Below are 23,776 nucleotides of genomic sequence, written 5' to 3'. Positions count from 1 at the left end.
CCTGCCGGCAGCAAAGGTCGCAGTCGCGTTGTCCAATACAGCGCACGTCCACCTGCTGCCAGGAGGTCCGTCATGAAAACCCAACACCGTCTCGCGCTCGGCCTGTTGCTCTGTGCCCAACTTGCAACAGCGCAGGATCTGCTCAAGCCGACGGCGCCGGCTGATGCACCGGATATCGACGGGGGGCCTGCTACGGAGCTGGTGTCCGAACCCGTCATGCGTGCCGAGGGCAGGATCGAAGCGCTGGACCGCGAACAGGGCGTGGTGACCATCGCCCACGGGCCGGTCCCTGCGCTGAAGTGGCCGGCCTCGAGCATGGATTTCCAGGCCCGGCGCGAGCAGCTCGAAGGCCTGGCGGTAGGGGATGAGGTGCGGATCGGCTTTCAGAGCGAAGGCGACAAGGCGGCGCTCGTGTCGATCGACAAGCGCTGAGTCGGTTTCGCTACAGCTCCCCTCGTCCCGCCAGAATCCGTATGCGATCGGCCGTGCGGCAGGCGATCGCCTGGATGGTCAGCGAGGGGTTGACCCCGCCGGAGGTGGGGAACACCGAACCGTCGCAGATCCACAGGTTGGGGATGTCCCAACTGCGGCAATCGGCATCGACCACGCTGGTCGCCGGGTCGCTGCCCATGCGGGCTGTGCCCATCAGATGCGCGGTGCCGTCGGTTTCGTTCCAGATGTTGCGCGCGCCCATGCCGTCGAGGCCGCGGCGCATGAAGTCGATGGCGTGGTCGACCAGGCGCTGGTCGTTGTCGCACAGCGACCAGGTCACGCGGGCGATCGGCAGGCCGTATTGATCCTTTTCCTCAGCCAGGGTGACGCGATTGCAAGATTGCGGCTGGGTTTCGCCGACGATCTTCAGGCCCACCTGGTGGTTGTACTTCTGCATCTCGTCGATCAGCGCCTGGCCCCACAACCCATGATTACCGGTCTGGGTCGCGGCCCAGGCTGCCGGTAACGGGCCCTGGCTCATGAAGGCGTAGCCGCCGTGGAAATCCTTGCCGCGGTCCTCGTAGTTCCAGTGCTCGCACACCGCCAGCGACGGCGGGCCCTTGTACCAGCGGATCTCCTCGTCGACCTCGCCCCAGACCGCCTGATTGGTGTGCGCCATCAGGTGCGTGCCGACCAGCCCGGAGCTGTTGGCGAGCCCGTCCGGGTAGCGGGCGCTGGCCGAATTGAGCAACAAGCGCGGCGTTTCGATGGCGTAACCGGCGACCACCACATGGCGTGCGCGCTGGAAGCGCCACCCGCCGTCGCGGTGATAGTGCACACCGGTCGCGAGACCGTCGTCGCCCGTTTCGATGCGGCCGACCATGGCCAGATCACGAATCTCCGCGCCGGCGGCCAGCGCCCGCGGGATCCAGGTGTTGAGCACGCTCTGCTTGGCGTTGGTCGAGCAACCGGTGACGCAGAAGCCGCGGTAGACGCAGGGTGGTGCGTTATCCCGCGGTGCCGAAAGGGTGGCCAGCGGCGTTGGCGACCAGGCCACGCCCATGGCTTCGCAGGCCTTGGCCAGCGCCAGGCCGGAGGCGTTCACCTCGTGCTGTCGATAGGGGTAGCGGGGGCGATTCGGCCCCCAGGGGTAGCGCACCGGGCCGGATATCTTCAGCGCGTGCTCGACTTCCTCGTAATAGCGCCACATCTCCTGCCAGTCGAGCGGCCAGTCGAAGCCGTAACCCAGCAGCGAGCGCGCCCTGAACCACTCTGGGCGCATGCGCAGCGAGACCATGGCGAAGTGCACCGTGCTGCCACCGACCGCCTTGCCGCTGTTGTTGGTGCCGAGCTTGAGCGGGTTGTTGCCGTCGCACAGGCGCTCGTCGGTCCAGAAGAGTTTTTCCTGGTGCGCTTCGTCCGAAGCGAACTCCTCCAGCGGTCGCCACCAGGCACCGGCGTCGAAGGCGACCACCGAGAAGCCGGCTTCGGCCAGCTTGCAGGCCAGCGTCCCGCCGCCGGCACCGGTGCCGACGATGGCGAAATCCACCGGTTCGTTTTCCGGGTACTCGCGCATCGGTACCCAGCCGCCGCGGTGGAACACGTCCGGCGCACGGCCGTTGACCCCGCGCGGGTGGTGCAGCGCGTCGAGCAGGCGATCAGCGGACATGGCGGTTCAGCTCCCGGGCACGGGCTTCGTTGCCGGCATGGGCTTCGGCGGCTTCCCAGCTGTCGCGGCTGTCTTCGGCCAGGCGCACATAGCCGCGCGGGCTGGCCGGGCCACCGAAGCCGAGTTCGTTCCACGCCGTCGGATGGCTGTAATAGGCCGTGCTGATGTCATGTACCAGACGGTGGCTGAAGAAGGCCGCGGCGGGCATGTCCTGCCAGGCGTCGCTCTTCAGCTCGCCGCGCTGCATGGCACTGATCAGCGCGTCCTGCGCCTGCGGCGGCAGGTCGGCGAAGGGGCGCCGATGGCGTTGGTGCGCTTCGCTGTCGAGCGCGTCCAGGCCGAGAGTCCAGGCCTGCTGCAACGGTGGCAGCCGGGCGTCGCGGTAGCCGTCACCACGGTTGTCGCCGACTTTCATCTGCACCAGCGCAGCGACCGGTACGGGTGGTCGATCGGTCGGTTGCGGCACGATGCGCGCGCATAGCGCCTGCAAGGTGCGCAGTTGGGTTGGGCTGAAGAATGCGGCCTCGCGCGGCACGGCCAGCCGACGGTCCACGACCTGCCGGCTCGGTTCGTTCCACGAAGGCCCCTGGCGTTTGCGCAGCACGTCGTAGTCGGGGTAACGCTTGCTCATCATTTCCACCATCGGTATTGCGCCAGTTCTTTTTCCTCATCCAGTAGCGAATGGGCCGCCAGCCCGGCCAGCGCCAGGCCGGTGAAACTCGGCGGGGCGGGCAGCGGCGGGCCGGCCTGCAGGTTCTGGCGCCAGTTGCGCCAGCCGCCGTTGTTGCGGGCGATACCCAGGGCATGGAAGCCCGCGCCGGCGAACCCCATGAACGCGGTGAAGCGCAGCACCAGGCGCGACAGCCAGCGCAGCCGTTGGCGCCGTGGGCTGGCCAGCGCGCTGGCCGCCAGCAGGCCGGCGGCGAGCGGTGGCGCGGTGACGGGCAGGTACATGGCCGGGTTCTGGAAGGAGCCACGAAAGTGCAGCAGGCCAGCCTCGGCGCTGGTGCCCAGTAGCCCGCCGGCGGCCATCAGCGCGACCGACCGGTCTGCCGGCAGGCCGAACACACGTGGCTCGCGATCGCCGCTGGCGTTGCGCAGGCGTTCGGCGTAATAGCCGAGCAGGCCGGACAGCACCAGCGCCGACGGCGCGCCGAGCGGTGCGGCGTAGAACAGGTTGCTCCAGCCCAGGCCGCCAGGCCGCTTGCTGACGTTGTAGAGGTGAAACCCGGTGCCCACCAGGCCCGTCAGCCCGGCGATCAGGTAGATCGGATCACGTACCTTGTGCGCTACGGCCTTGCGGTCCTGCTGGCCGTGCCCGCTGGCCAGCAATGACAGCGTCGAGACGACCAGCGGCGTGTACATGGCGCGGTTCTGGAAGTCGCCGCGGTAGTGCTCCAGCGCGCTGTCCAGCGCCACCGAGGTGGCCAGCAGGCCGGCGCCACGGTTCAGCGAGCGCGCCGCATCGACCATGGTGCCGGCGCTGGGGCTGAACAGCAGGCCGCGGCCGCGCTTTTCGTGGCGTTGCCAGGTCAGGGCGGCGAGGCCGAGCGCAGTCGTCGTGCCGGCGGCCAATAGCCTGAGCTGGATGCGTGAAACCATAGGTCCTCCGTTAACAGGCCATGAACTCCACCTGCGTTGGCAATCGCTCGTTGAGGCCAGGTTCGCCGCGCCTGCCTCGCTTGCGGTGCGCGACAGCCTGTCAGATCGCGTAGCGGCGGGCGTCCGCCTCGCGCAGCCGCAGGCCATGCCCAGCGCGCGTGAGGTCCGGCGTCACCGCGCCGTTTTTCAACTGCGGCGCGCCGTCGAACAGTAGGGCCTCCAACCGAACGTGATCGTGAAACCATTCCTGATGGCGAAAACGCGGCGCCGCACAGCAGGCGTGCAGGTGCAGGGCCGGTGCGCAGTGCGCCGAAAGATCAAGGTGAAACGCCTCGCACAGCGCCGCAGCCTGGAGGAAGCCGGTCACACCGCCACAACGGGTGAGATCGGCCTGCAACACGTCTACCGCGCGGTGCTCGACGAACCGGCGAAAGTCATCCGGCGTATAGGCGTATTCGCCCGCGGCCACGTCCATCGGCTGACCGCTGGCGCCGATGGCATCGCGTACCTGACGCAACCCCGGCAGATCGTCGGAACTGACCGGTTCTTCGAACCAGCCCACGCGCTGCTCGGCAATCTGGTGGGCAAAGGCGATGGCGCTGCGTGGCGTGTGCGCGCCGTTGGCGTCGATGAACAGCCCGGCCGCCTCTCCGATGGCGTCACGGGCGGCCCGCACCCGTTCGGCATCGCGCGGCGCATCGGCGCCGACCTTCATCTTCACCCAGCGGCAACCGTCTTCCTGGACCCAGCGGCCGAGCTGTTCGCGCAGGCGCGCATCGTCATAGCTGGTGAAGCCGCCACTGCCGTAGACGGCGACAGGCTCGCGATGCATGCCGAGCAGCTGCGCCAACGGCAGGCCGAGCAAGCGCGCCTTGAGGTCCCAGAGGGCGCAATCAACGGCCGAAATCGCACAGGCCGCCAGCCCCGAGCGGCCGAGATTGCGCACGCTGGCCCAGAGCCGCGCGTTGGTTTGGCCGATGGCGAACGCGTCCGCCTCGATGAGCAGATCGCGAAAATGCTCCTCGATCAGCCGCACCAGCGAGGCGTCGGCATAGGTGTAGCCGAGGCCCGTCTGGTCGCCGGCATCCAGCTCGACGACGACCAGCGTGGTGGCCTCCCAGGCAAAGGTGCCGTCCGCTTCGGGCGCATCGGTCGGGACGCGATAGGCCGCCACCCGCAGCGCCCGGATGGCGGCATCGGGACGATTGCTCATTCCTTGTCTTTGCCCTTGTGCCCCGGCAGGACCTTGCTCAGCACCTGCTTGGCCGATTGCTTGATGATCCCGCCCTGGTCCGGGTCGCCATGCAGCAGGGCCGACGCGTAGGCCTTGGCCTGTTCCAGCTTGATGTGCGGCGGCAGCGGTGGAACGTCGGGGTCGGTCTTGAACTCGAGCACCACCGGTCGGCCCGCGGCGAAGGCCTCGTCCCAGGCGGCCGCGACCTTATCTTCACGGTCGACGTAAATGCCCTTCAGCCCGATGGATTCGGCAAAGCGGTGATAGGGCACGTTGGGAATATCCTGCGAGGCCGCGAACTTCGGATCGCCCTCCATCACCCGCTGTTCCCAGGTGACCTGGTTGAGGTCCTCGTTGTTGAAGACGCAGCAGATCCACTGCGGGTTCTGCCACTCCTGCCAGTACTTGGCGACGGTGATCAGCTCGGCCATGTTGTTCATCTGCATGGCGCCATCGCCCACCAGCGCCACGACCGGGCGATCCGGGTGGGAGAACTTGGCGGCGATGGCGTAGGGCACAGCGGCGCCCATCGAGGCCAGCCCACCGGACAGCGAGCCCATCATGCCGCGGCGCATCTTCACGTCGCGGGCGTACCAGTTGGCGCAGGAGCCGGAGTCGCTGGTGACGATGGTGTTCTCCGGCAGGCGGGGCGACAGCTCGAACGCCACACGCTGCGGGTTGATCGGATGGGCCTCGACCATGGCGCGCTTTTCCAGCACCTGCTCCCAGTCCATGCGCCACTCTTCGATCTGCCGGCGCCATTTGCGCTCGGTTTTTTCCTGCAGCAGGGGCAGCAGCGCGCGCAGGGTTTCGGCTGAGTCGCCCTGCAGGTTCACCTCCATTGGGTAGCGGATGCTGAGCATGTCGGCCTTGAGGTCGATCTGCACGCCGCGCGCCTGGCCTTCTTCGGGGAGGAATTCGGAGTAGGGGAAGCCCGATCCAATCATCAGCAGCGTGTCGCACTCGGTCATCAGCTTGTAGCTCGGCTCGGTGCCGAGCAGGCCGATGGAGCCGGTGACCCAGGGCAGGTCGTCCGGCACCGCGGCCTTGCCGAGCAGCGCCTTGGCGACGCCGGCGCCGAGTTTCTCGGCCACGGCGATCACTTCATCGGTGGCATTCAGCGCGCCGGCGCCCACCAGGATGGCGACCTTCTTGCCGGCGTTGAGTACCTCGGCAGCGCGTTGCAGGTCCGCTTCGTAGGGCATCACCTTCGGCCGCGTGTAGCCGATGCCGGAGTGCACCGCGCCGTGCGAGCGCGGCGGCTCGCTGTATTCGGCTTCCTGGATGTCGCTGGGCAGGATCAGCGTTGCCACTTTGCGTTCGCCCACCGCGGTGCGGATCGCCCGGTCGATCAGATGACGGACCTGCGCCGGCGCGCTGGCCTGCTCGACGAAGGCGCCGGACACGTCCTTGTACAGCGCCGGCAGGTCGATCTCCTGCTGATAGTGGCTGCCCAATGCGGTCCGCGATTTCTGCCCGGTGATGGCGAGCACCGGCATGTGGTCCAGGCGCGCGTCGTAGAGGCCGGTGATCAGGTGCGCCGCACCAGGCCCCGACGTGGCGATACAGACGCCGAGGCCGCCGCTGAATTTGGCGTCGGCCGAGGCCATGAACGCGGCCATTTCCTCGTGCCGGGCCTGGATGAAGCGGATCTTCTCGTTGGCGCGGTTGAGCGCACCGAATACCCCGTTGATGCCATCACCGGGATAGCCGTAGATGCGGCGCACGCCCCATTGGTAGAGGCGTTCGATTACGTAGTCACCCACTGTCATAGCCATGGAAACCTCGCTTGACCTGATGGACCATTCAGGCAGAGGGAGGGCTCGGAGACGTTCGCACGCAACGCTGACTTCACGCGCAATGCAAGCGGCCTTCGCGCAGCCCCGCAATGCCTGCTCTTCTGGTCTGGACCGGATGAGGGGGGCGAGGGTTTCTGAGTTATTACAAAAAGTGACGAGCGTAGAGGAGGCCGGATCGCGCTTCGCCTGTCCGGGCGCGGGGCGAGCCCGGCGACGCGCTCGGGTATCATGGGCGGCCCGTTCCACCAGTGCGATGCCCCGATGAGCCTTCCCGATGCCCGCAGTACGCTGCACCTGCCCCCAGGCGACTGGTCGACCGTGCTGGATTGTCTCTGCGCGCACTTCCCGGCCATTGATCGCGCCACCTGGCTGGACCGCTTCGCCCGGGGCCGCGTATTGAACGCCGAAGGCTTGCCGCTTGCGGCCGATCACCCTTACCAGGCCGGCTTGAAGGTGCACTACTTTCGCGAGGTCCCGGCGGAGAAGCCGATTCCGTTCGACGCGCAGGTACTGCACCTCGACGAGCACCTGCTGGTGGCGGACAAGCCGCACTTTCTGCCCGTGATGCCGGCTGGCGAGTACGTCAACGAGACCCTCCTGGCGCGCCTGAGCAAGCAGGTGGGCAATCCCGATCTGGTGCCGATTCACCGCATCGACCGGCTCACCGCCGGGCTGGTGCTGTTCTCCACCACACCCGCGAGCCGCGGCCGTTATCAGGCGCTGTTCCGCGAGCGCCGCATCGACAAGGTCTACGAGGCGATCTGCCCCGCATTGCCCGATCTGCCATTCCCGCGCACCGAGCGGCTGCACATGATCGACGGCGAGCCGTTCTTCCTCATGAAGCAGGGTGACGGCGAACCCAACAGCGAGACCCGCATCGAGGTGCTCGAACGCCGCGGCGAGCTCTGGCGCTATGCGCTCTATCCGGTCACCGGGCGCAAGCATCAACTGCGCCTGCAGATGGCCACGCTTGGCGCGGGGATCTGCAACGACCCCTTCTACCCCGAGCTGATCGAGCGGGCACGGCGTGACCAGGACGACTACGCCAAGCCCCTCAAGCTGCTGGCGCGCGCCCTGCAATTCGACGACCCGCTGACCGGCGAGCGGCGGCGTTTCGAAAGCCGGCTGCAGCTGGATTGGTAGGGCGGTACGAATAGTCTTGGGGCTTCGGTCAGTCGAGCCCACCATCATCCACGTTGGCGCCCCGCTGACCGGCACCAGCGGCGTTTCGAAAGTCGTTTACAGCTGGCTTGGTGACGCGGCCGTCCCGACCACAGTGGCTCGTCGCCGGGGAGCGGGTTCAGAGGTCTACCACGCCCACTGTCATGCCGCCGCAGACGTACAGCGTCTGGCCGGTGACGAAACCGCTGCGTTCGTCGAGCAGGTAGGCGACGGCATGGGCGACGTCGTCGGCGGTTCCGATACGTTTGACGGGCACCGAGTCGATGATTTTCTGGGTGCGGGGCGCGCCGGGTGGGTTGGCGCGGTCGAACAGTTCCGTGCGGATCGGGCCGGGGCCGACCGCGTTGGCGGTGATGCCATGGGCGCCCAGTTCCAGCGCCCAGACGCGGGTCATGCCGATCAGGGCGGCCTTGCTGGCCGCATAGGCGGTGCGCAGTTCCTTGCCCAGTGCGGCCCGCGAGGCCATGTTGACGATGCGACCGAAGCCGACTGCCTGCATGCCGGGGAGCAGCGCCTGCATGCACTGCATGGCGCAGCGCAGATTGAGCGCCATGACCCGGTCGAGTTCGGCGAGCGTCTGCGCCTCGGCCGTGGCCGGGCAGACCATGCCGACATTGTTGACCAGACGGGTGATCGGGCCACCCGCCAAGGCTTCGCGCAGCGCCTCGGCGGTGGCCTCCGGGTCGGACAGGTCGGCGTGAATGCCACTGCCTTCACGGTCGATGACGATGGGGTCGTAACCCTCTTCGCGGCAGCGTTCGACGGTGGCGGCACCAATGCCGGCGGCACCGCCCGTGATCAGGACTCTAGGTAGGCTCATAACGATCTCGCAGGGGTCAGACAGTCGCCACAGGCGTCAGGGGTGAACCGACAGCGCCGGGCAGCCGCAGCGGCGGGGCGGTGAGGAAGAAGCGATAGCGGTCCTGGCGACGCAGATAAGCCGCCAGCGGGCCGAGGTGCCAGAGCTCACCCAGGTGAACGCCGAGCTTGAACAGGCAATGCTGGTGCAGCGGCAAGGCGGCGCAACAGGCGTTGCCGCCTGCGGCCGGATAAGCCTCGACGGCATAGTTGTCCGCCGCAATGGCCGCCAGTTCGCTGTCGGTGATCCACTGCAGCAGCTTGTCGTCACGCCCGTCGAGCACTGCGCAGCTGTCGGTCAGGGTCTCAGGATCGGGCTGGCCGGCCATGGCCAGCACCGCGTCGGCGAAGCCGGTATGAAGGCAGACGATGTCGCCGCGTTCGATCTCGACCCGGTCGGCTTCGAGTATGCGCATCAAGGTGTCATAACCCACCAGTGTGCGTGCATCTCCCAGGTGGGCATGCAGATCGATCAGCGCGGCGCGGCCCTGCACGCCGGTTGCAGCCATCCGCTCGATGCCCAGCGCGCCGGCCTGGGATGTGCTCTCGGTGCGCATGTGCTCCTGCACGCCGGCATCGTCCGGGTGCTTCGGACCGCGGATGTGCTCGTCGGCGGCGTAGCCGTTGTAGTACACCGGCTTGGGCACGCCGTTGCCATCCACGTCGAACAGCGCACCCACATGCGCCAGGCTGTCCCACTGGGTCGAGTACTGCAGATGCAGGATCGCCAGGTCGTCGCACAGGACGTCCGGCCGCCCGGCCTGCAGGTTGGCCATGTGGAAATTGAAGTTGACCCCGCCCTGACGCAGCGTGGGTCGCAGCACCGGTGGATGACGATTGGGGTTGAGGGCGCAGCCGCCGGGAAGGTCCAGTGGCAGGCTGAGGCAGAAGGTCTTGCCGTCGCGCACTTCGGCGATGCCCTGGAGCACTTTCTCCGCGGTGATCAGATTCAGCCTGCCGAGCTGGTCATCTTTGCCGTAGTCGCCCCAGTTCGAGCCCTCCGGACGATGCTTCCAGCGTTGGTTGCTCATATACGGCTCCCAGGCGGTCGTGGTTCAGAGAAAGCACTGGCCGGCGAGATAGGCCTTGCGCCAGCGGGTGATGGTGACGCGCTCGAAGAGCTCGACGCGGCTGAACGGGTCGTCGGCGATAAAGCGCTTGGCTTCATCGCGTGTGTCGAGGTCGACCACATACAGGCCGCCGCCCAGGTCACTACCGTCATCGGCGAGCTTGGCGCCGCAGGCGAGCAGCAGTGCCTTGTTCGCCTCGAGAAAGCGCAGGTGCTCATCGCGCGTATCGCGCCGCAGCTGTTGCTGGCCAGGCTTGTCGAAGGTTTCGATCAGGTAGGGCATGCAGACCTCAGTTCTGAGCCAGTGCAGACGGATGCTGGGCCAGCGGGGTGACCTCCAGCGTCATGTAGGGATACAGCGGCAACGCGCTGAGCATCTGATGCAGTTCGTCGTTACTGGCCACATCGAACACGCTGTAGTTGGCGTACTGCCCCACCACGCGCCAGAGATGGCGCCAGGTGCCGTTGCGCTGCAGTTCCTGCGAATAGGCCTTTTCCTTGGCGATAAGCGCGGCGGCGTCGGCGGGGGCGAGGTCGTGGGGGATGTTCACTTGCATATGCACGAGGAAAAGCATTTGGACGGCTCCGGCCGTTGAGCGCCATTCGCTGGCGGGCTTTAGACCGTACGGGGCGCACGCTCGGCTACGCAATCCTCAGGCCTGTGGAGATGTGCGGTAATCGAACGCTTTATCCCCAGCGAGCGGTCGGCGGTCGTTTGATGCACATGCCTCGAGCCCGCACGGCACCGGTCGAGCCATTGACTTATTGTTCGATAATCGAACGATAAGTCGATTATCGAATTGCTAGCATGGGTGCCGTCCGCCTACCGTTGGGCTCCAACTAAAAAGAAGACGGCACCCGGGGGACCACGATGAATGCGTTAGCCAATTTTTTCACGCGCTTAGTCAATCGCTATATGCCTGATCCATTGGTGATCGCCATTGGCCTGACCCTGCTTACGCTGATCCTGGCCGTGCTGGTGGAGGGCGCAAGCCCGCTCGACGCGACCCGCTACTGGGGCGACGGCTTCTGGAACCTGCTGGCGTTCAGCATGCAGATGACGGTCATCTTGTTGGCCGGCTACATCCTGGCCCGTTCCCCCTTTGTCGATGGCCTGCTCGACCGCATCGCCAGCACCGTGCACACGCCGTTCGCCGCCATCGTGGTCGCTACGCTGGTCGGCACCCTCGGCAGTTGGCTGAACTGGGGGTTCGGCCTGGTGATTGGCAGCATCGTGGCGCAAAAGCTGGCGCTCAAGGTGCGGGGCCTGCACTACCCGCTGGTCATCGCCGCCGCGTTTTCCGGTTTCTCGGTCTATGGCATCGGATTGTCCGGCAGTGTGCCCTTGCTCATCGCTACGGAAGGGCATTTTTTGCAGGACCGTATGGGGTTGGTGCCTTTGTCGGAGACCATCTTCAGTGCGCCCTTGCTGATCGCCACCGCGCTGGTGGTGCTGACCCTGCCCCTGTTCAACGCCTGGCTGCACCCGAAGGACGCGAAGAACGTCGTCGAAATCGATCCGGCCACCGTCGCCGTCCCGTTCGAACCGAGCCTGGAGGGCCGGCAAGACGTCTCGCTGGCCGACCGGATGAATCACAGCAAGGTGGTCGGCATCGTCATCGGCTTGCTCGGGATGGTCTACGTTGGGTTGCACTTCGCCGACGGTGGCTCGCTGGATCTGAACACGGTCAACTTCATCTTCCTGTTTCTCGGGATCCTGCTGTTCGCATCGCCGGCGCGCTACCTCGCGGCGCTGGGCGAGGGCGTCAAGATCGTCTCGGGAATCATCGTCCAGTATCCGTTCTACGCCGGGATCATGGGCATCCTGGTCGGGTCTGGGCTGGTCGTCTCCTTCGCGGAGCTGTTCGTGCGGATTTCCACAGCCGAGACCTTGCCGATCTGGTCGTTCGTCAGTGGCGGCCTGATCAACATCCTCGCGCCGTCGGGCGGTGGCCAATGGGCGGTACAAGGGCCGGTCGTCATCGAGGCGGCGCGAGAGCTGAACGCGTCTTTCGCAGCCACGGCGCTGGGCGTGCAGGTCGGCGACCAATGGACCAACATGATCCAGCCGTTCTGGGTGTTGCCGGTCCTTGCCATCTCCAAACTCAAGCTGCGCGACATCATGGGCTACATGGTGCTGATTCTGGGTTATCTGGGGATCATCTTCGGCGGCACCATCTGGGTCTGGGGGTACCTCTCGGCCTGAGGGTCGCCCCTCTCGCCGGCCGCGCATGCGGCCGAGCGGGGGAAGTGTCTGCTGGTTTCTGATCTCGGCTCGACACAGCCATACACCGCACCTTTGCGTCAGGCTCCAGTCGATATCGTTAACGCCCCCAGCCGAAGCGATATCGCCATGCCTGAAGGTCCATCGATCGTCATTCTTCGCGAACAGGCCGACGTCTTTACCGGTCAGGTCATCGAACGTGCCGAAGGCAACTCCAAGCTCGACAAGGCACGATTAGTCGGTCAGTCGGTGCGATCGTTTCGCAGCTGGGGCAAGCACTTCCTGATCGAGCTGGATGACGTCTCCCTGCGCATCCACCTGCTCTTGTTCGGTAGTTACCGGATCAACGAGCGCAAGGAGTCGGCGCCGCGCCTGAGCCTCGGGTTCGCCAATGGCGAGCTGAATTTCTATGGGTGCTCGGTGCAGCCTATCGAAGGGCCGTTGGATGAGGCCTACGACTGGAGCGCGGATGTCATGAGCGATGCCTGGGATAACCGGGCGGCCTTGAAAAAACTACGTGCCCGGCCGCGGCTGCTGGCCTGCGATGCGCTGCTCGACCAGACGCTGTTTTCCGGCTCGGGCAACATCATCAAAAACGAGGTGCTGTTTCGTACGCGCATCCATCCGCTGTCGTTGATTGGCGATTTGCCGGCAGCCAAGCTTCGCGAGCTGACGCGGGAGGTACGCACCTACAGCTTCGAATTTCTCCAGTGGAAGCGCGAGGGCACGCTGAAAGCGCATTGGCTGGCCCACACGAAGACGACATGCCCGCGCTGCAAGGTTCCCTTGGTCAAAGCCAAGTCACTCGGGCGCAGCAAGCGCCGTAGCTTCTATTGCGAGCGCTGCCAGAAGCGCTATGGCGAAAGCGAAAAGGTGACGCTCGAGGCGCCGCTGGACGAGGCGTAGCGGGCGCGGCTTGGTATGCTGCGCCTCAACCGTCCCCTTCGAGCATTGCCCATGCGTACCGCTTTGCTGCTGTCTCTCGCTGGTCTCAGCTGCCTGGCCTTCGCCGGCGAGCCGCTGCTCGAACTGCGGGTCGGTGGTTCCGCGTTGCGCGCCGAATACGCCCGTACTCCCGCCGAGCGCGAGCGCGGCCTGATGGAGCGCACCGAACTGGCGGCCGACCGTGGCATGCTGTTTCGCTTCGACGAAGTGCGCCGCCATTGCCTGTGGATGAAGGACACACCGCTGCCGCTGTCGGCAGCCTTCATGGACGAGCAGGGGCGCATCGTCGACATGATCGATCTGCAGCCGCTGGACCGCACGATCCGCTGTTCGAGCGAACCTGCACGCTATGCCCTCGAAGTGAATCAGGGCTGGTTTCGCCAGCGCGCCTTGAGCGTTGGTGCGCAGGTAACCGGCATCCCGGAGCAGGAATGAACAGCGATCAAACGGCCGTGCGGCCGATCCTTATAGGTGGCAGAGGTAGCCGATGACGGGGCACTTGTTCTATCTCATGGGCCCGTCTGGCGCCGGCAAGGACAGCCTGCTGCTGGCCGCCCGCGAGCCGCTGCAGGCCCGCGGTTGCCGGATCGCGCGGCGCGTCATCACCCGTTCCGCCGAGGCGACCGGCGAGGACGCCCAGCCGGTGAGCACGGCCGAGTTCGAGGAACTACGGCGCAGTGGCGCCTTCGCCCTGGACTGGCAGGCCAACGGGCTGCGTTATGGAATCCCTCGGCAGATCGATGACTGGCTGGCGGCCGGTGAGGATGTGCTGGTCAACGGTTCGCGGGGTTATCTGAGCGAAGCGCGTAAACGCTATCCGCAGCTACAGGCCGTGTTGCTCACGGTGGCGCTGCCGGTGCTGCGCGAGCGCTTGCTGGCGCGCGGGCGCGAGCCGCTGGCCGAGATCGAGGCACGCCTGGCGCGCAACGAGCAGTTTCGCTCGGCGGCGGCGCAGGAGGAGGCGTTGTTGCTGGACAACTCCGGGGCGTTGGAGCACACCGTGCAACGTCTGTTGCAGCTGATCGACGAGGTCCGTGCGCGCGCCTGACCGTCGCCGTTCACGCCAGCATCCATTGCGCTGCCGCTAGTCCAGCGGCAGCTCGGTGGTGCGCTTCACTTCACTCATCGCGATGTGCGAATGCGCTTCCTGCACATGGGGACGTTGCAACAGCTGATCGCGCAGAAAGCGTTCGTAGCTGTCGATGTCCTTGGCCACCACCTTGAGCAGGTAGTCCGATTCGCCGGCCATGGTGTGGCATTCCAGCACTTCGGGATAACCCACCACGGCGCGCTCGAATTCGTCCAGGTTGCTGCGCCCGTGGGCGGACAGCTTGATATTGACGAACACCGTCATGTTCAGCCCGAGCTTCTTGGGATTGAGCAGGGCGACCTTGCGCTCGATCAGCCCCTCTTCCTGCATGCGGTGGATGCGTCGCCAGCACGGCGACTGCGACAGCTCCACCCGCTCTGCCACCTCGGCGGCAGAGAGATCGGCGTTGTGTTGCAGCAGCAGCAAAATCTTGCGATCGATGCTGCTCAGCGGAGTCTGCATGGTTGTTCCTGTTTTGTTGTTGTTTGTGGATGGATCATGCACGCGATGGCGCTTACACCGCAAAAGTAGAAAGAAAATCTCTCTCCGTCACGGCCAGACTCTTATCAACGCGCAACGGTGGGGTGATCCCCCGCCGGTCGCTGGCGTGGGCCGGCTTACCGTGCAGCTGCGCACGACTTTTTAGGCGGGATGTGAAAACCCACATCCCAGACTCCGATAAAAACAAACAGGAGCGCCACATGTCACTGGCCGAGATCCGCCTGGATGACAAGTACCGGCTCGCAACCGGACATCTGTACCTCACCGGCACCCAGGCGCTGACCCGCCTGCCGATGCTGCAGCATCAGCGCGACCAGGCTCAGAACCTGAACACCGGTTGCTTCATCTCCGGCTACCGCGGCTCGCCGCTGGGCATGCTGGACAAGAGCCTCTGGGAAGCGCGCGAGTTCCTCAAGCAGAACGCCATCCATTTCCAGCCGGGCCTCAACGAGGAACTGGCGGCAACGGCGGTCTGGGGCAGCCAGCAGACCAACCTGTTTCCCGGCGCCAAATACGACGGCGTTTTCGCCATGTGGTACGGCAAGGGGCCGGGCGTCGACCGCTCCGGTGACGTCTTCAAACATGGCAACGCGGCCGGCGTTTCGCCCCACGGCGGCGTGCTGCTGCTGGCCGGTGACGACCACGGCTGCAAGTCCTCGACGTTGCCGCACCAGAGCGAGCACGCCTTCATTGCCGCCTCGATCCCGGTACTGAACCCGTCCAACGTCCAGGAAATTCTCGACTACGGCATCATCGGCTGGGAGCTGTCGCGCTATTCCGGCTGCTGGGTGGCGCTCAAGACCATCGCCGAAAACGTCGATTCCTCCGCCGTGGTGGAAGTCGATCCGCTACGCGTCAAGACGCGCATCCCGGAAGACTTTGAACTGCCCGAAGACGGCGTGCACATCCGCTGGCCGGACCCGCCGCTGGCGCAGGAAAAACGCCTCAACCTCTACAAGATCTACGCCGCGCGCGCCTTTGCCCGGGCCAACAACCTCAACCAGGTGATGCTCGACTCGCCGAACCCGCGGCTGGGCATCATCACCACCGGCAAATCCTATCTCGACGTGCGCCAGGCGCTCGATGACCTCGGCCTGGACGAAGCACTGTGCGCCTCGGTCGGCCTGCGGGTGCTCAAGGTCGGCATGAGTTGGCCGCTGGAGCCGGTCTCGGTGCACGAGTTTGCCCAGGGGCTGGACGAGATTCTGGTGGTCGAGGAGAAGCGCAGCATTCTCGAAGACCAGCTCACCGGGCAGCTGTACAACTGGCCGGTCAGCAAGCGGCCACGGGTGGTCGGCGAGTTCGACGAGCATGGCAGCTCCCTGCTACCCAACCTCAGCGAACTGACCCCGGCAATGATCGCCCGCGTCATCGCCAAGCGCCTCGCGCCGATCTACACCAGCGACAGCATCCAGGCGCGCCTGGCCTTCCTGTCCGCGAAGGAAAAGGCCCTGGCCGCGCGCAACTACGACACCGTGCGCACCCCGCACTACTGCTCCGGCTGCCCGCACAACACCTCGACCAAGGTCCCCGAAGGCAGCCGCGCGGCCGCCGGCATCGGCTGTCACTACATGGTGCAGTGGATGGATCGGCGCACCGAGACCTTCACCCAGATGGGCGGGGAGGGCGTGAACTGGATCGGCCAGGCGCCGTTCACCGACACGCCACACATGTTCCAGAACCTCGGCGACGGCACCTATTTCCACTCCGGCAGCCTGGCCGTGCGCGCCGCGGTGGCCGCTGGCGTCAACATCACCTTCAAGATTCTCTACAACGATGCCGTGGCCATGACCGGTGGTCAGCCCATCGATGGCGAGCTGCGCGTCGATCAGCTCAGCCGGCAGATCGCCGACGAAGGCGTCAAGCGCATCGCCCTGGTCAGCGACGAGCCGGACAAGTACCCGACCCGCGACACCTTCGCGCCGATCACCAGCTTCCACCATCGCCGCGACCTGGACGCCGTGCAGCGCGAACTGCGCGAATTCAAGGGCGTGTCGGTGATCATCTACGATCAGACCTGCGCCACCGAGAAGCGCCGTCGGCGCAAGCGCGGCAAGCTGGAAGATCCGGCCAAGCGTGCCTTCATCAACCCGGCGGTGTGCGAGGGTTGCGGCGACTGTGGCGAGAAATCCAACTGCCTGGCCGTGATGCCGCTGGAAACCGAACTGGGGCGCAAGCGCGAGATCGATCAGAACGCCTGCAACAAGGATTTCTCCTGCGTCGAAGGCTTCTGCCCGAGCTTCGTCACCGTACATGGCGGTGGGCTGCGCAAGCCGGAAGCGGTGGGCGCCAGCCTTGATCCGGCGCAGCTGCCAGAGCCGCAGCACCCGACCCTCGAACGCCCGTGGAACGTGCTGATCCCGGGTGTCGGCGGCAGCGGTGTGACCACCCTCGGTGCGCTGCTGGGCATGGCCGCGCACCTGGAAGGCAAGGGCTGCACGGTGCTCGATCAGGCGGGGCTGGCGCAGAAGTTCGGCCCGGTGGTGACGCACATCCGCATCGCCGCCAAGCAGGACGATATCTATGCCGTGCGCATTGCCGCCGGTGAAACTGATCTGCTGCTCGGCTGCGATCTGGTGGTCGCCGCCGGTGACGATTCGCTGACTCGCCTCAATGACCAGATCAGCCATGCGGTGATCAACAGCCACGAATCGGCAACTGCCGAATTCACCCGTAACCCCGATGCCCAGGTGCCGGGCAAGGCCATGCGCGAAGCGCTGGTCGATGCGGTGGGCGCCGAGAAGACCCACTTCATCGACGCCACGCGCCTGGCGACCCGACTGCTGGGCGACAGCATCGCCACCAACCTCTTCCTGCTCGGCTTTGCCTATCAGCAGGGGCTGCTGCCGCTGTCGGCCGAGGCCATCGAGAAGGCCATCACCATCAACGGCGTCTCCACCGAGCTGAATCTGCAGGCCTTCCGCTGGGGCCGCCGTGCGGTACTCGAGCGCGAGGCGGTGGAGAAGCTGGCGCGCCCGGCGGAAATGGCCGAGCCCATCTGCCAGACCCTGGAAGAAATCGTCGACTGGCGTGTGGACTTCCTTACCAAGTACCAGAACGCGGCCTATGCCAAGCGCTACCGCGCCATGGTTGAGCGGGTGCGTGAGGTGGATACGGCCGACGACCTGGCGCTGTCCAAAGCCGTGGCGCGTTACTACTTCAAGCTGCTCGCCTACAAGGACGAGTACGAGGTGGCGCGGCTGTACAGCGAGCCGGAATTCCGCCAGCAGCTCGAAGCGCAGTTCGAAGGTGACTACAAGCTGCAGTTCCACCTGGCCCCGGCCTGGCTGGCCAAGCGCGACAGCGCCACCGGCGAGCCGCGCAAGCGTGAGCTGGGGCCTTGGGTGCTGAACGTCTTCAACGTGCTGGCCAAGCTGAAGTTCCTGCGCGGAACGCCGTTGGACGTGTTCGGCTACGGCCATGACCGGCGCGTCGAGCGCGAATTGATCAGCGAGTACGAGCGCAACCTCGACGAGCTCCTGGCGCAGCTCAAACCGACCAATTACCGCACTGCTGTGGCCATCGCCGCGCTGCCGGAACTGATCCGTGGCTACGGCCCGGTGAAGGAGCGCTCGATCGTCAAGGCGCGCCAGCAGGAGAAGCTGCTCAAAGAGCAGCTCAACCGCGGCGACGAAGTGCAGACCGTGCGGCTGTTCGAGCCGGCGGCGTAGGGCCGGCACGAGCGAGGTAGGAGCAGGCTCTGCCTGCGACCAGGGTGGCGCTGACGCGGTCGCGGGCAGAGCCCGCTCCTACAGCGACTCAGGGTGGACCGGGCGGCGTTTCGCTTCAGCCCACCAGCGAAGTACCAGGGTTTTGGTGGGCTGAAGCCCACCCTACAAATTTGGCCCGCCTGCAAAGGCGCGGCGTCGCCGTAGGGTGGGCTTTAGCCCACCAGACCAGACCCACCAAACAGACACGGGGGCCGGCGGGGCCGGTTCCCGAACCAAACAACAAGAGGAATCCGCAATGTCCGTTTTCACCCATCCTGATTTTGACGGCCACGAACAGGTCGTCTTCTGCCATGACAAGGCATCGGGGCTGCGCGCCATCATCGCCATCCACGACACCACGCTCGGCCCGGCGCTGGGCGGCTGCCGGATGTTCCCTTACGCCAGCGACGACGATGCCGTACGTGACGTGCTGCGTCTGTCGCGCGGTATGACGCTGAAGTCCTCGCTGGCCGGCCTCAAGCTTGGTGGCGGCAAGGCGGTGATCATCGGTGATCCGCACACCGGCAAGAGCCAGGCACTGCTGCACGCCATGGGCGATTTCGTCGACAGCCTTGGCGGGCGCTACATCACGGCGGCGGATTCGGGCACCGGCGAGCCGGAAATGCAAGCCTTCGCCCAGCGCACCCGGCACGTCATCGGCGCCACGCCACGCACCACCCTGGATGGCAGCATCGCCAGCGGCGACCCGTCGCCGTCCACCGCGCTCGGCGTCTTCGTCGGTCTGCGCGAAGCCGTGCGCCAGCGCCTCGGTCGAGATGATCTGACCGGCCTGAAGGTCGCCATCCAGGGCGTCGGCCATGTCGGCATGGGGCTGGCCCGCCACCTCAAGGCGGCCGGTGCCGAGCTGTGGGTCTGCGATATCTTCGATGCCAATGTGCAACAAGCGGTGACTGAGCTTGATGCACACGCGGTGCGCCCGCACGACATCGTCGGCCTGGACGTGGACGTCTTCGCCCCCTGCGCCATGGGCGGCATTCTCAATGCCGAGACCCTGCAGAGCCTGCGGGCGCCGGTAATCGCCGGGGCGGCGAATAACCAGCTGGCGAGCCCGGAGATCGGCGTCGAGCTGCAGCGGCGCAATCACCTCTACGCGCCGGACTACGCGATCAATGCCGGCGGCATCATCGACGTCTACTACCAGCGCATCGGCGGCAGCGCGGCGCAGATCGACGCCCATGTCAAAGGCATCGGCGACACCCTGCGCGAGATCTTCAATCGCGCCGCCGCAAGTGGCGAGCCGACTTCGATCATCGCTGACCGCTTGGCGCTCGAGCGCCTGCGCGCCGGCGAGCACGCTGCACAGCCTAGCCAGCAGCGCCTGCACGCCTAGCGAATTCCCGGGCGGCCTCGTGCCGCCCGGTTTCTATCGGCAGCCAGCCGTACTGCCGAGCCATTGATGGAAGCGACAAGCCAAGCAGCCTGGCATCGCGAACAGGCAGTCGCGCGCTTGCCCTGCGTGCGGTCCCGGTTCCCCAGTGGCGTTTCCGTTGTACAGCCCTGACAAAAACAACAAGCAGGAATCCGCAATGACTGAAAAAAGCAGCCTCGCCGCCGGTACGCTCGGTGGTGCCTCCGTTCGTACTCAGCAAAGCGCGGCGCGTGGCCTCTGGTCCTCGCGCTGGGTGTTCTTTCTCGCCGCCACCGGCTCGGCGGTCGGCCTGGGCAATATCTGGAAATTCCCGTACATCACCGGGCAGAACGGGGGTGGCGCCTTCGTACTGGTCTACCTCGCCTGCATTGTGGCGATCGGCATTCCCTTGCTGATGGCCGAGGTGATGATAGGTCGGCGCGGTCGGCGGAACCCCGACGGCGCGGTCGCACGTCTTGCCCGCGAAGCCGGCGCCAGCAGCCGCTGGCGGGTTGCCGGCTGGTTGGGCGGGCTGACCGGCTTTCTGATTCTGAGCTTCTACCTGGTCGTGGCCGGATGGGCGCTGGCCTACGTACCGGCCAGTTTCGTCGGCAACTTCAACGGTGTCAGCGGCGATGCCAGCGGTGCGATGTTCAGCGTGCTCCTGGCCGATCCGCTGCGGCTGGTCGTCTGTGGCAGCCTGGTCCTGGCAGCCACGATGCTGATCGTCGGCTTCGGGGTACGCGGCGGGCTGGAGCGCTCGCTGCGCTTTCTGATGCCCGGTCTGTTCCTGCTGTTGCTGATACTGGTCGGCTACGCTGCGCTCAACGGCGAATTCGCCCGTGGGGTGGAATTTCTCTTCGTGCCGGACTTCTCCAAGCTGACCGCCACCAGCGTCCTGATCGCGCTGGGCCATGCCTTCTTCACCCTCAGCCTCGGCTGCGGCGCGATGATGGTCTATGGCTCCTACCTGCCCGAAGGCACCTCGATTGCCAAGACGTCGATCCTGGTGGCGCTGGCCGACACGGCGGTGGCACTGCTGGCCGGCTTGGCGATTTTCCCGCTGGTGTTCGGTAATGGGCTGGAGCCCGGTGCGGGACCGGGGCTGATCTTCGTCACCCTGCCGATCGCCTTCGGTCAGATGCCGCTGGGCCAGGTGGTGGGTGGGCTGTTCTTCATCATGCTGGTGATCGCCGCCCTGACTTCGGCGATTTCGCTGAGTGAGCCGAGCATCGCCTGGATGACCGAGCGCTTCGGCATGAGCCGGCTCAAGGCGGTGCTGGTCAGCGGTGCCGTGCTCTGGTTGCTGAGCCTGGGCAGCGTCTTTTCGTTCAATCACTGGTCCGACTACCAGCTGTTCGGCAAGACCTTCTTCGACAGCCTCGACTACCTCACCACCAACTGGCTGATGCCGCTGGGCGGGCTCGCCACGGTGCTGTTCACCGGCTGGGTGATGAAGCGAGAGGCGGTACGCGAAGCGATCGGCATCCACCAGCCGGGGCTGTTCCGTGCGTGGTGGCTGCTGCTGCGGTTTGGTACACCGCTGGCCATCGTGCTGGTGTTTCTCAACCTGAGCGGGGTGATCTGAGCCGAATCGAGGCGCGCTGCGGCAGCTTGCCGCAGTGGCCTGTCAGGTTTCCGTTACACCGTGGTGGCAAAGGGCGGCGAGCGTGCTCGGTTTGGCGGCCTGTAAAGAAAAGCTTCCAGGGCAGGCGGGCCGGGCGGCTCGAGGTTCGTCGAATCCCGCTTGTCGCCGCCGTCCGGCTGGTTTGAGATGGTGCCGCCGGCCCGCGACAGGTAGGGTGCGGCCGACCCTCGTGCAGGTCACTGCATCATCACAGGTCAGAGCAGGGAGTTTCATGAACGACACCGAGATCCAGGCAGCTTCAAGCTCGCCAACGCTCAAGCTCTATGGCTACTGGCGCTCCAGCGCCGCCTACCGGGTGCGCATCGCGCTGAACCTCAAGGGCCTCGCCTTCGAGAATTTGCCGGTGCATCTGGTCAAGGATGGCGGCCAGCAGCATTCGGTCGTTTACAAGACACTCAACCCGCAAGAGCTGGTGCCACTGCTGATCGACGGTCAGGAGCGCATCAGCCAGTCGTTGGCCATCCTCGAATACCTGGAAGAAGTCTTCCCGCTGCCAGCGCTGCTGCCGGACGATCCGGCCGACCGGGCACGGGTGCGATCACTGGCGATGCACATCGCCTGCGATCTCCATCCGCTGAATAACCTGCGGGTCCTGCAGTACCTCAGCGGCCCGCTGGGCGTCGAGGACGAGGCCAAGCAGCAATGGATACAGCACTGGATTGCCACCGGGCTGACCGGTGTCGAGCAGGGGCTGGCCGCGTTCGACGGCAAGCTGTCACTCGGCAGACGGCCGGGGTATCTAGAGGCATGCCTGATCCCGCAGGTATACAATGCGCGCCGTTTTTCCTGTGACCTCAGTGCGTACCCACGCATTTTGCAGATGACCGAGCAGTGCGAAACCCTCGACGCTTTTGCCAAAGCAGCTCCGGAGGTGCAGCCCGACGCTCAATAAAGGTTGATCCGCCTTGCCACTCCGTCGCGTCACGAGCGCGATGGGTTCGATTTCCGTCACAGATAACAACAAACAGGTGACGCATGACCCGTGAAACACCCAAGAACCTCTGGCTTTCCCGCTGGGGCTTTATCCTCGCCGCGACCGGTTCGGCCGTCGGCCTTGGCAATATCTGGAAATTTCCCTACATCACCGGGCAGTATGGCGGTGGTGCCTTCGTGCTGATGTATTTGGCGTGCATCCTGGCCATCGGCATTCCGGTGATGATGACCGAGATCGCCATCGGCCGCCGCGGGCGTGGCAGCCCCATCGATGCCATCGGCCGCGCCGTGCGCGAGAACGGCAGCAGTCCGCTGTGGAAGGGCGTCGGCGCCATGGCCATGGCGGCTGGCTTCCTGATCCTCTGCTTCTACGTGGTGGTGGCCGGTTGGGCCTTCGCCTACACGGTCAAGATGCTCGACGGCTCGCTCGCGGCCAGTTCCGTGGACAGCCTGGCCCAGGTGTTCGAGGCGCACAACGCCAATCCCTGGCAGCTCGGCGGCTGGAGCGTGCTGGTGGCGTTGCTGACCCTGTGGATCGTCGCCAAGGGCGTGCAGCAGGGCATCGAAAGTGCGGTGCGCTGGATGATGCCAGGGCTGGCGGTGATGCTGCTGATCCTGGTCGGTTACGCCTTCACCAGTGGCGGCTTCGACGAGGGCTTCGCCTTCCTGTTCAGCTTCGACACCTCCAAGCTCACCGGTGAAGCCTTGCTGGCCGCGCTCGGCCATGCCTTCTTCACCCTCAGCCTGGCCTCCGGTGCGATTCTCACCTACGGCTCCTACATCCCGGACGGGCAGTCCATCACCCGCACCACCTTCATGGTCGCCATTGCCGACACCGCGGTGGCGCTGCTGGCGGGCCTGGCGATCTTCCCGATCATCTTCGCCAACGGCATGGACCCGACCGCCGGCCCGGGCCTGATCTTCATGAGCCTGCCGCTGGCCTTCCAGCAGATGCCGTTCGGCACGCTGTTCGGTGTGCTGTTCTTCGCCATGGTGTCGATCGCCGCGTTGACCTCGGCCATCTCGATGATCGAGGCGACCGTGGCCTATCTGAACGAAAAGCACGGCATCAGCCGTCTCAAGGCAGCTATCGGCGCCGGTGCGGTACTGCTGGTGATCAGCCTGCTGGCGATGCTCTCGTTCAACCTGATGGCCGGCTGGACGCCGCTGGGCAAGAACTTCTTCGACTGGCTGGATTACCTGACCTCGCGTTGGATGATGCCGCTGGGCGGGATCTTCATCGTCGTGTTCGCCGGCTACGTGCTGCGCAGCGACATCATGCGCGATGAGCTGGGTCTGCCACCGCTGGGCTATGCGCTGTGGCTGTTCATGGTGCGCTACGTCTGCCCGGTGCTGATCACCATGGTCTTCCTGCACGCCCTTGGCTGGCTGGGCTTCGACCCACTGGTGCGCTGGTACTGGATCGCCGGCGCCATCGGCGCGCTGACCATCCTCGGCGAGGGCTTGCGGCCGCGGGTCTGGCCGGCACTGGTGGGCCGCAGCGCCTGAGC

Annotated in this window: 21 protein-coding genes; 11 read left to right on the top strand and 10 right to left on the bottom strand. The window is 65.7% G+C overall.

Annotated elements, in window-relative coordinates:
* Nucleotides 1-72 precede the first annotated feature (72 nt).
* Complete coding sequence (locus KVO92_RS09665) at nt 73-432, top strand: copper-binding protein (protein WP_217475365.1); 360 nt, start codon at nt 73-75, stop codon at nt 430-432.
* Between the two features lie 10 nt (nt 433-442).
* Here the strand turns inward: KVO92_RS09665 and KVO92_RS09660 are convergent, their stop codons facing one another.
* The 5 genes from KVO92_RS09660 to KVO92_RS09640 all read right to left on the bottom strand — a co-directional run bounded on the left by KVO92_RS09660 (nt 443) and on the right by KVO92_RS09640 (nt 6,715).
* A complete protein-coding gene (locus tag KVO92_RS09660) occupies nt 443-2,101 on the bottom strand; it encodes a GMC family oxidoreductase (protein WP_217475364.1) in 1,659 nt (552 codons plus the stop codon).
* The gene (locus KVO92_RS09655) at nt 2,091-2,732 is read right to left on the bottom strand and encodes a gluconate 2-dehydrogenase subunit 3 family protein (RefSeq protein ID WP_217475363.1); all 642 of its coding nucleotides are present in this window, start codon (nt 2,730-2,732) and stop codon (nt 2,091-2,093) included. Before KVO92_RS09655 ends, KVO92_RS09660 begins: the two co-directional genes overlap by 11 nt.
* Nucleotides 2,732-3,703, bottom strand: a complete 972-nt coding sequence (locus KVO92_RS09650; RefSeq protein WP_217475362.1) for a hypothetical protein — start codon at nt 3,701-3,703, stop codon at nt 2,732-2,734. The genes KVO92_RS09655 and KVO92_RS09650 overlap by 1 nt, the downstream gene beginning before the upstream one ends.
* A gap of 100 nt (nt 3,704-3,803) precedes the next feature.
* Nucleotides 3,804-4,916 carry an enolase C-terminal domain-like protein gene (locus KVO92_RS09645; RefSeq protein ID WP_217475361.1) on the bottom strand — a complete coding sequence of 371 codons (1,113 nt, stop codon included), beginning with the start codon at nt 4,914-4,916 and terminating at the stop codon, nt 3,804-3,806.
* A complete protein-coding gene (locus KVO92_RS09640) occupies nt 4,913-6,715 on the bottom strand; it encodes a thiamine pyrophosphate-requiring protein (RefSeq protein WP_217475360.1) in 1,803 nt (600 codons plus the stop codon). The genes KVO92_RS09645 and KVO92_RS09640 overlap by 4 nt, the downstream gene beginning before the upstream one ends.
* Nucleotides 6,716-6,997: 282 nt before the next feature.
* On the opposite strand from KVO92_RS09640, the gene KVO92_RS09635 reads away from it, so the two are divergent.
* Nucleotides 6,998-7,879 carry a pseudouridine synthase gene (locus KVO92_RS09635; RefSeq protein ID WP_217475359.1) on the top strand — a complete coding sequence of 294 codons (882 nt, stop codon included), beginning with the start codon at nt 6,998-7,000 and terminating at the stop codon, nt 7,877-7,879.
* 157 nt (nt 7,880-8,036) lie between these two features.
* Here KVO92_RS09635 and KVO92_RS09630 read toward each other — a convergent pair whose 3' ends face one another.
* From KVO92_RS09630 to catC, 4 genes are read right to left on the bottom strand one after another with little or no spacing between them, the layout of a single operon-like run.
* Nucleotides 8,037-8,738 carry an SDR family oxidoreductase gene (locus KVO92_RS09630; protein WP_217475358.1) on the bottom strand — a complete coding sequence of 234 codons (702 nt, stop codon included), beginning with the start codon at nt 8,736-8,738 and terminating at the stop codon, nt 8,037-8,039.
* A gap of 16 nt (nt 8,739-8,754) precedes the next feature.
* Nucleotides 8,755-9,807, bottom strand: a complete 1,053-nt coding sequence (locus KVO92_RS09625; protein WP_217475357.1) for a cyclase family protein — start codon at nt 9,805-9,807, stop codon at nt 8,755-8,757.
* Nucleotides 9,808-9,831: 24 nt separating this feature from the next.
* The gene (locus KVO92_RS09620) at nt 9,832-10,128 is read right to left on the bottom strand and encodes a YciI family protein (protein ID WP_217475356.1); all 297 of its coding nucleotides are present in this window, start codon (nt 10,126-10,128) and stop codon (nt 9,832-9,834) included.
* A gap of 7 nt (nt 10,129-10,135) precedes the next feature.
* On the bottom strand, nt 10,136-10,420 hold the full coding sequence (gene catC / locus KVO92_RS09615) for a muconolactone Delta-isomerase (protein WP_217475355.1): 285 nt from the start codon (nt 10,418-10,420) through the stop codon (nt 10,136-10,138).
* Between the two features lie 296 nt (nt 10,421-10,716).
* Between catC and KVO92_RS09610 the strand changes: the two genes are divergently transcribed.
* From KVO92_RS09610 to phnN, 4 genes are all read left to right on the top strand, one after another.
* Nucleotides 10,717-12,051 carry a short-chain fatty acid transporter gene (locus KVO92_RS09610; RefSeq protein WP_217475354.1) on the top strand — a complete coding sequence of 445 codons (1,335 nt, stop codon included), beginning with the start codon at nt 10,717-10,719 and terminating at the stop codon, nt 12,049-12,051.
* A 147-nt stretch (nt 12,052-12,198) separates the two neighbouring features.
* The gene (locus KVO92_RS09605) at nt 12,199-12,975 is read left to right on the top strand and encodes a DNA-formamidopyrimidine glycosylase family protein (protein ID WP_217475353.1); all 777 of its coding nucleotides are present in this window, start codon (nt 12,199-12,201) and stop codon (nt 12,973-12,975) included.
* Between the two features lie 51 nt (nt 12,976-13,026).
* Complete coding sequence (locus KVO92_RS09600) at nt 13,027-13,449, top strand: DUF192 domain-containing protein (protein WP_217475352.1); 423 nt, start codon at nt 13,027-13,029, stop codon at nt 13,447-13,449.
* A gap of 52 nt (nt 13,450-13,501) precedes the next feature.
* Nucleotides 13,502-14,062, top strand: a complete 561-nt coding sequence (gene phnN / locus KVO92_RS09595) for a phosphonate metabolism protein/1,5-bisphosphokinase (PRPP-forming) PhnN (protein ID WP_217475351.1) — start codon at nt 13,502-13,504, stop codon at nt 14,060-14,062.
* Nucleotides 14,063-14,098: 36 nt separating this feature from the next.
* Here the strand turns inward: phnN and KVO92_RS09590 are convergent, their stop codons facing one another.
* On the bottom strand, nt 14,099-14,566 hold the full coding sequence (locus tag KVO92_RS09590) for an Lrp/AsnC family transcriptional regulator (protein WP_217475350.1): 468 nt from the start codon (nt 14,564-14,566) through the stop codon (nt 14,099-14,101).
* A 239-nt stretch (nt 14,567-14,805) separates the two neighbouring features.
* On the opposite strand from KVO92_RS09590, the gene KVO92_RS09585 reads away from it, so the two are divergent.
* The 5 genes from KVO92_RS09585 (at nt 14,806) to KVO92_RS09565 (ending at nt 23,774) form a co-directional block, all read left to right on the top strand.
* Nucleotides 14,806-18,276, top strand: a complete 3,471-nt coding sequence (locus KVO92_RS09585) for an indolepyruvate ferredoxin oxidoreductase family protein (protein ID WP_217475349.1) — start codon at nt 14,806-14,808, stop codon at nt 18,274-18,276.
* 295 nt (nt 18,277-18,571) lie between these two features.
* Complete coding sequence (locus KVO92_RS09580) at nt 18,572-19,666, top strand: Glu/Leu/Phe/Val dehydrogenase dimerization domain-containing protein (RefSeq protein WP_217475348.1); 1,095 nt, start codon at nt 18,572-18,574, stop codon at nt 19,664-19,666.
* Nucleotides 19,667-19,862: 196 nt separating this feature from the next.
* Nucleotides 19,863-21,272 carry a sodium-dependent transporter gene (locus KVO92_RS09575; RefSeq protein WP_217475347.1) on the top strand — a complete coding sequence of 470 codons (1,410 nt, stop codon included), beginning with the start codon at nt 19,863-19,865 and terminating at the stop codon, nt 21,270-21,272.
* Between the two features lie 271 nt (nt 21,273-21,543).
* Nucleotides 21,544-22,224, top strand: coding sequence for a maleylacetoacetate isomerase (gene maiA, locus KVO92_RS09570; protein ID WP_217475346.1), 681 nt, complete (start codon nt 21,544-21,546; stop codon nt 22,222-22,224).
* Nucleotides 22,225-22,307: 83 nt separating this feature from the next.
* Nucleotides 22,308-23,774, top strand: coding sequence for a sodium-dependent transporter (locus KVO92_RS09565; RefSeq protein ID WP_217475345.1), 1,467 nt, complete (start codon nt 22,308-22,310; stop codon nt 23,772-23,774).
* The last annotated feature ends 2 nt before the right edge of the window (nt 23,775-23,776 follow it).

Origin of the sequence: Stutzerimonas stutzeri (assembly GCF_019090095.1) — a bacterium.
Lineage (GTDB): Bacteria > Pseudomonadota > Gammaproteobacteria > Pseudomonadales > Pseudomonadaceae > Stutzerimonas > Stutzerimonas stutzeri_AN.
Note: the sequence above shows the minus strand (reverse complement) of the source record. Positions and strands in the feature narration are given on the sequence as shown.

Coding starts and splice junctions, on each gene's coding strand:
- KVO92_RS09665 (WP_217475365.1), top strand. CDS start 73: ATGAAAACCCAACACCGTCTCGCGCTCGGCCTGTTGCTCTGTGCCCAA.
- KVO92_RS09660 (WP_217475364.1), bottom strand. CDS start 2,101: ATGTCCGCTGATCGCCTGCTCGACGCGCTGCACCACCCGCGCGGGGTC.
- KVO92_RS09655 (WP_217475363.1), bottom strand. CDS start 2,732: ATGAGCAAGCGTTACCCCGACTACGACGTGCTGCGCAAACGCCAGGGG.
- KVO92_RS09650 (WP_217475362.1), bottom strand. CDS start 3,703: ATGGTTTCACGCATCCAGCTCAGGCTATTGGCCGCCGGCACGACGACT.
- KVO92_RS09645 (WP_217475361.1), bottom strand. CDS start 4,916: ATGAGCAATCGTCCCGATGCCGCCATCCGGGCGCTGCGGGTGGCGGCC.
- KVO92_RS09640 (WP_217475360.1), bottom strand. CDS start 6,715: ATGGCTATGACAGTGGGTGACTACGTAATCGAACGCCTCTACCAATGG.
- KVO92_RS09635 (WP_217475359.1), top strand. CDS start 6,998: ATGAGCCTTCCCGATGCCCGCAGTACGCTGCACCTGCCCCCAGGCGAC.
- KVO92_RS09630 (WP_217475358.1), bottom strand. CDS start 8,738: ATGAGCCTACCTAGAGTCCTGATCACGGGCGGTGCCGCCGGCATTGGT.
- KVO92_RS09625 (WP_217475357.1), bottom strand. CDS start 9,807: ATGAGCAACCAACGCTGGAAGCATCGTCCGGAGGGCTCGAACTGGGGC.
- KVO92_RS09620 (WP_217475356.1), bottom strand. CDS start 10,128: ATGCCCTACCTGATCGAAACCTTCGACAAGCCTGGCCAGCAACAGCTG.
- catC (WP_217475355.1), bottom strand. CDS start 10,420: ATGCTTTTCCTCGTGCATATGCAAGTGAACATCCCCCACGACCTCGCC.
- KVO92_RS09610 (WP_217475354.1), top strand. CDS start 10,717: ATGAATGCGTTAGCCAATTTTTTCACGCGCTTAGTCAATCGCTATATG.
- KVO92_RS09605 (WP_217475353.1), top strand. CDS start 12,199: ATGCCTGAAGGTCCATCGATCGTCATTCTTCGCGAACAGGCCGACGTC.
- KVO92_RS09600 (WP_217475352.1), top strand. CDS start 13,027: ATGCGTACCGCTTTGCTGCTGTCTCTCGCTGGTCTCAGCTGCCTGGCC.
- phnN (WP_217475351.1), top strand. CDS start 13,502: ATGACGGGGCACTTGTTCTATCTCATGGGCCCGTCTGGCGCCGGCAAG.
- KVO92_RS09590 (WP_217475350.1), bottom strand. CDS start 14,566: ATGCAGACTCCGCTGAGCAGCATCGATCGCAAGATTTTGCTGCTGCTG.
- KVO92_RS09585 (WP_217475349.1), top strand. CDS start 14,806: ATGTCACTGGCCGAGATCCGCCTGGATGACAAGTACCGGCTCGCAACC.
- KVO92_RS09580 (WP_217475348.1), top strand. CDS start 18,572: ATGTCCGTTTTCACCCATCCTGATTTTGACGGCCACGAACAGGTCGTC.
- KVO92_RS09575 (WP_217475347.1), top strand. CDS start 19,863: ATGACTGAAAAAAGCAGCCTCGCCGCCGGTACGCTCGGTGGTGCCTCC.
- maiA (WP_217475346.1), top strand. CDS start 21,544: ATGAACGACACCGAGATCCAGGCAGCTTCAAGCTCGCCAACGCTCAAG.
- KVO92_RS09565 (WP_217475345.1), top strand. CDS start 22,308: ATGACCCGTGAAACACCCAAGAACCTCTGGCTTTCCCGCTGGGGCTTT.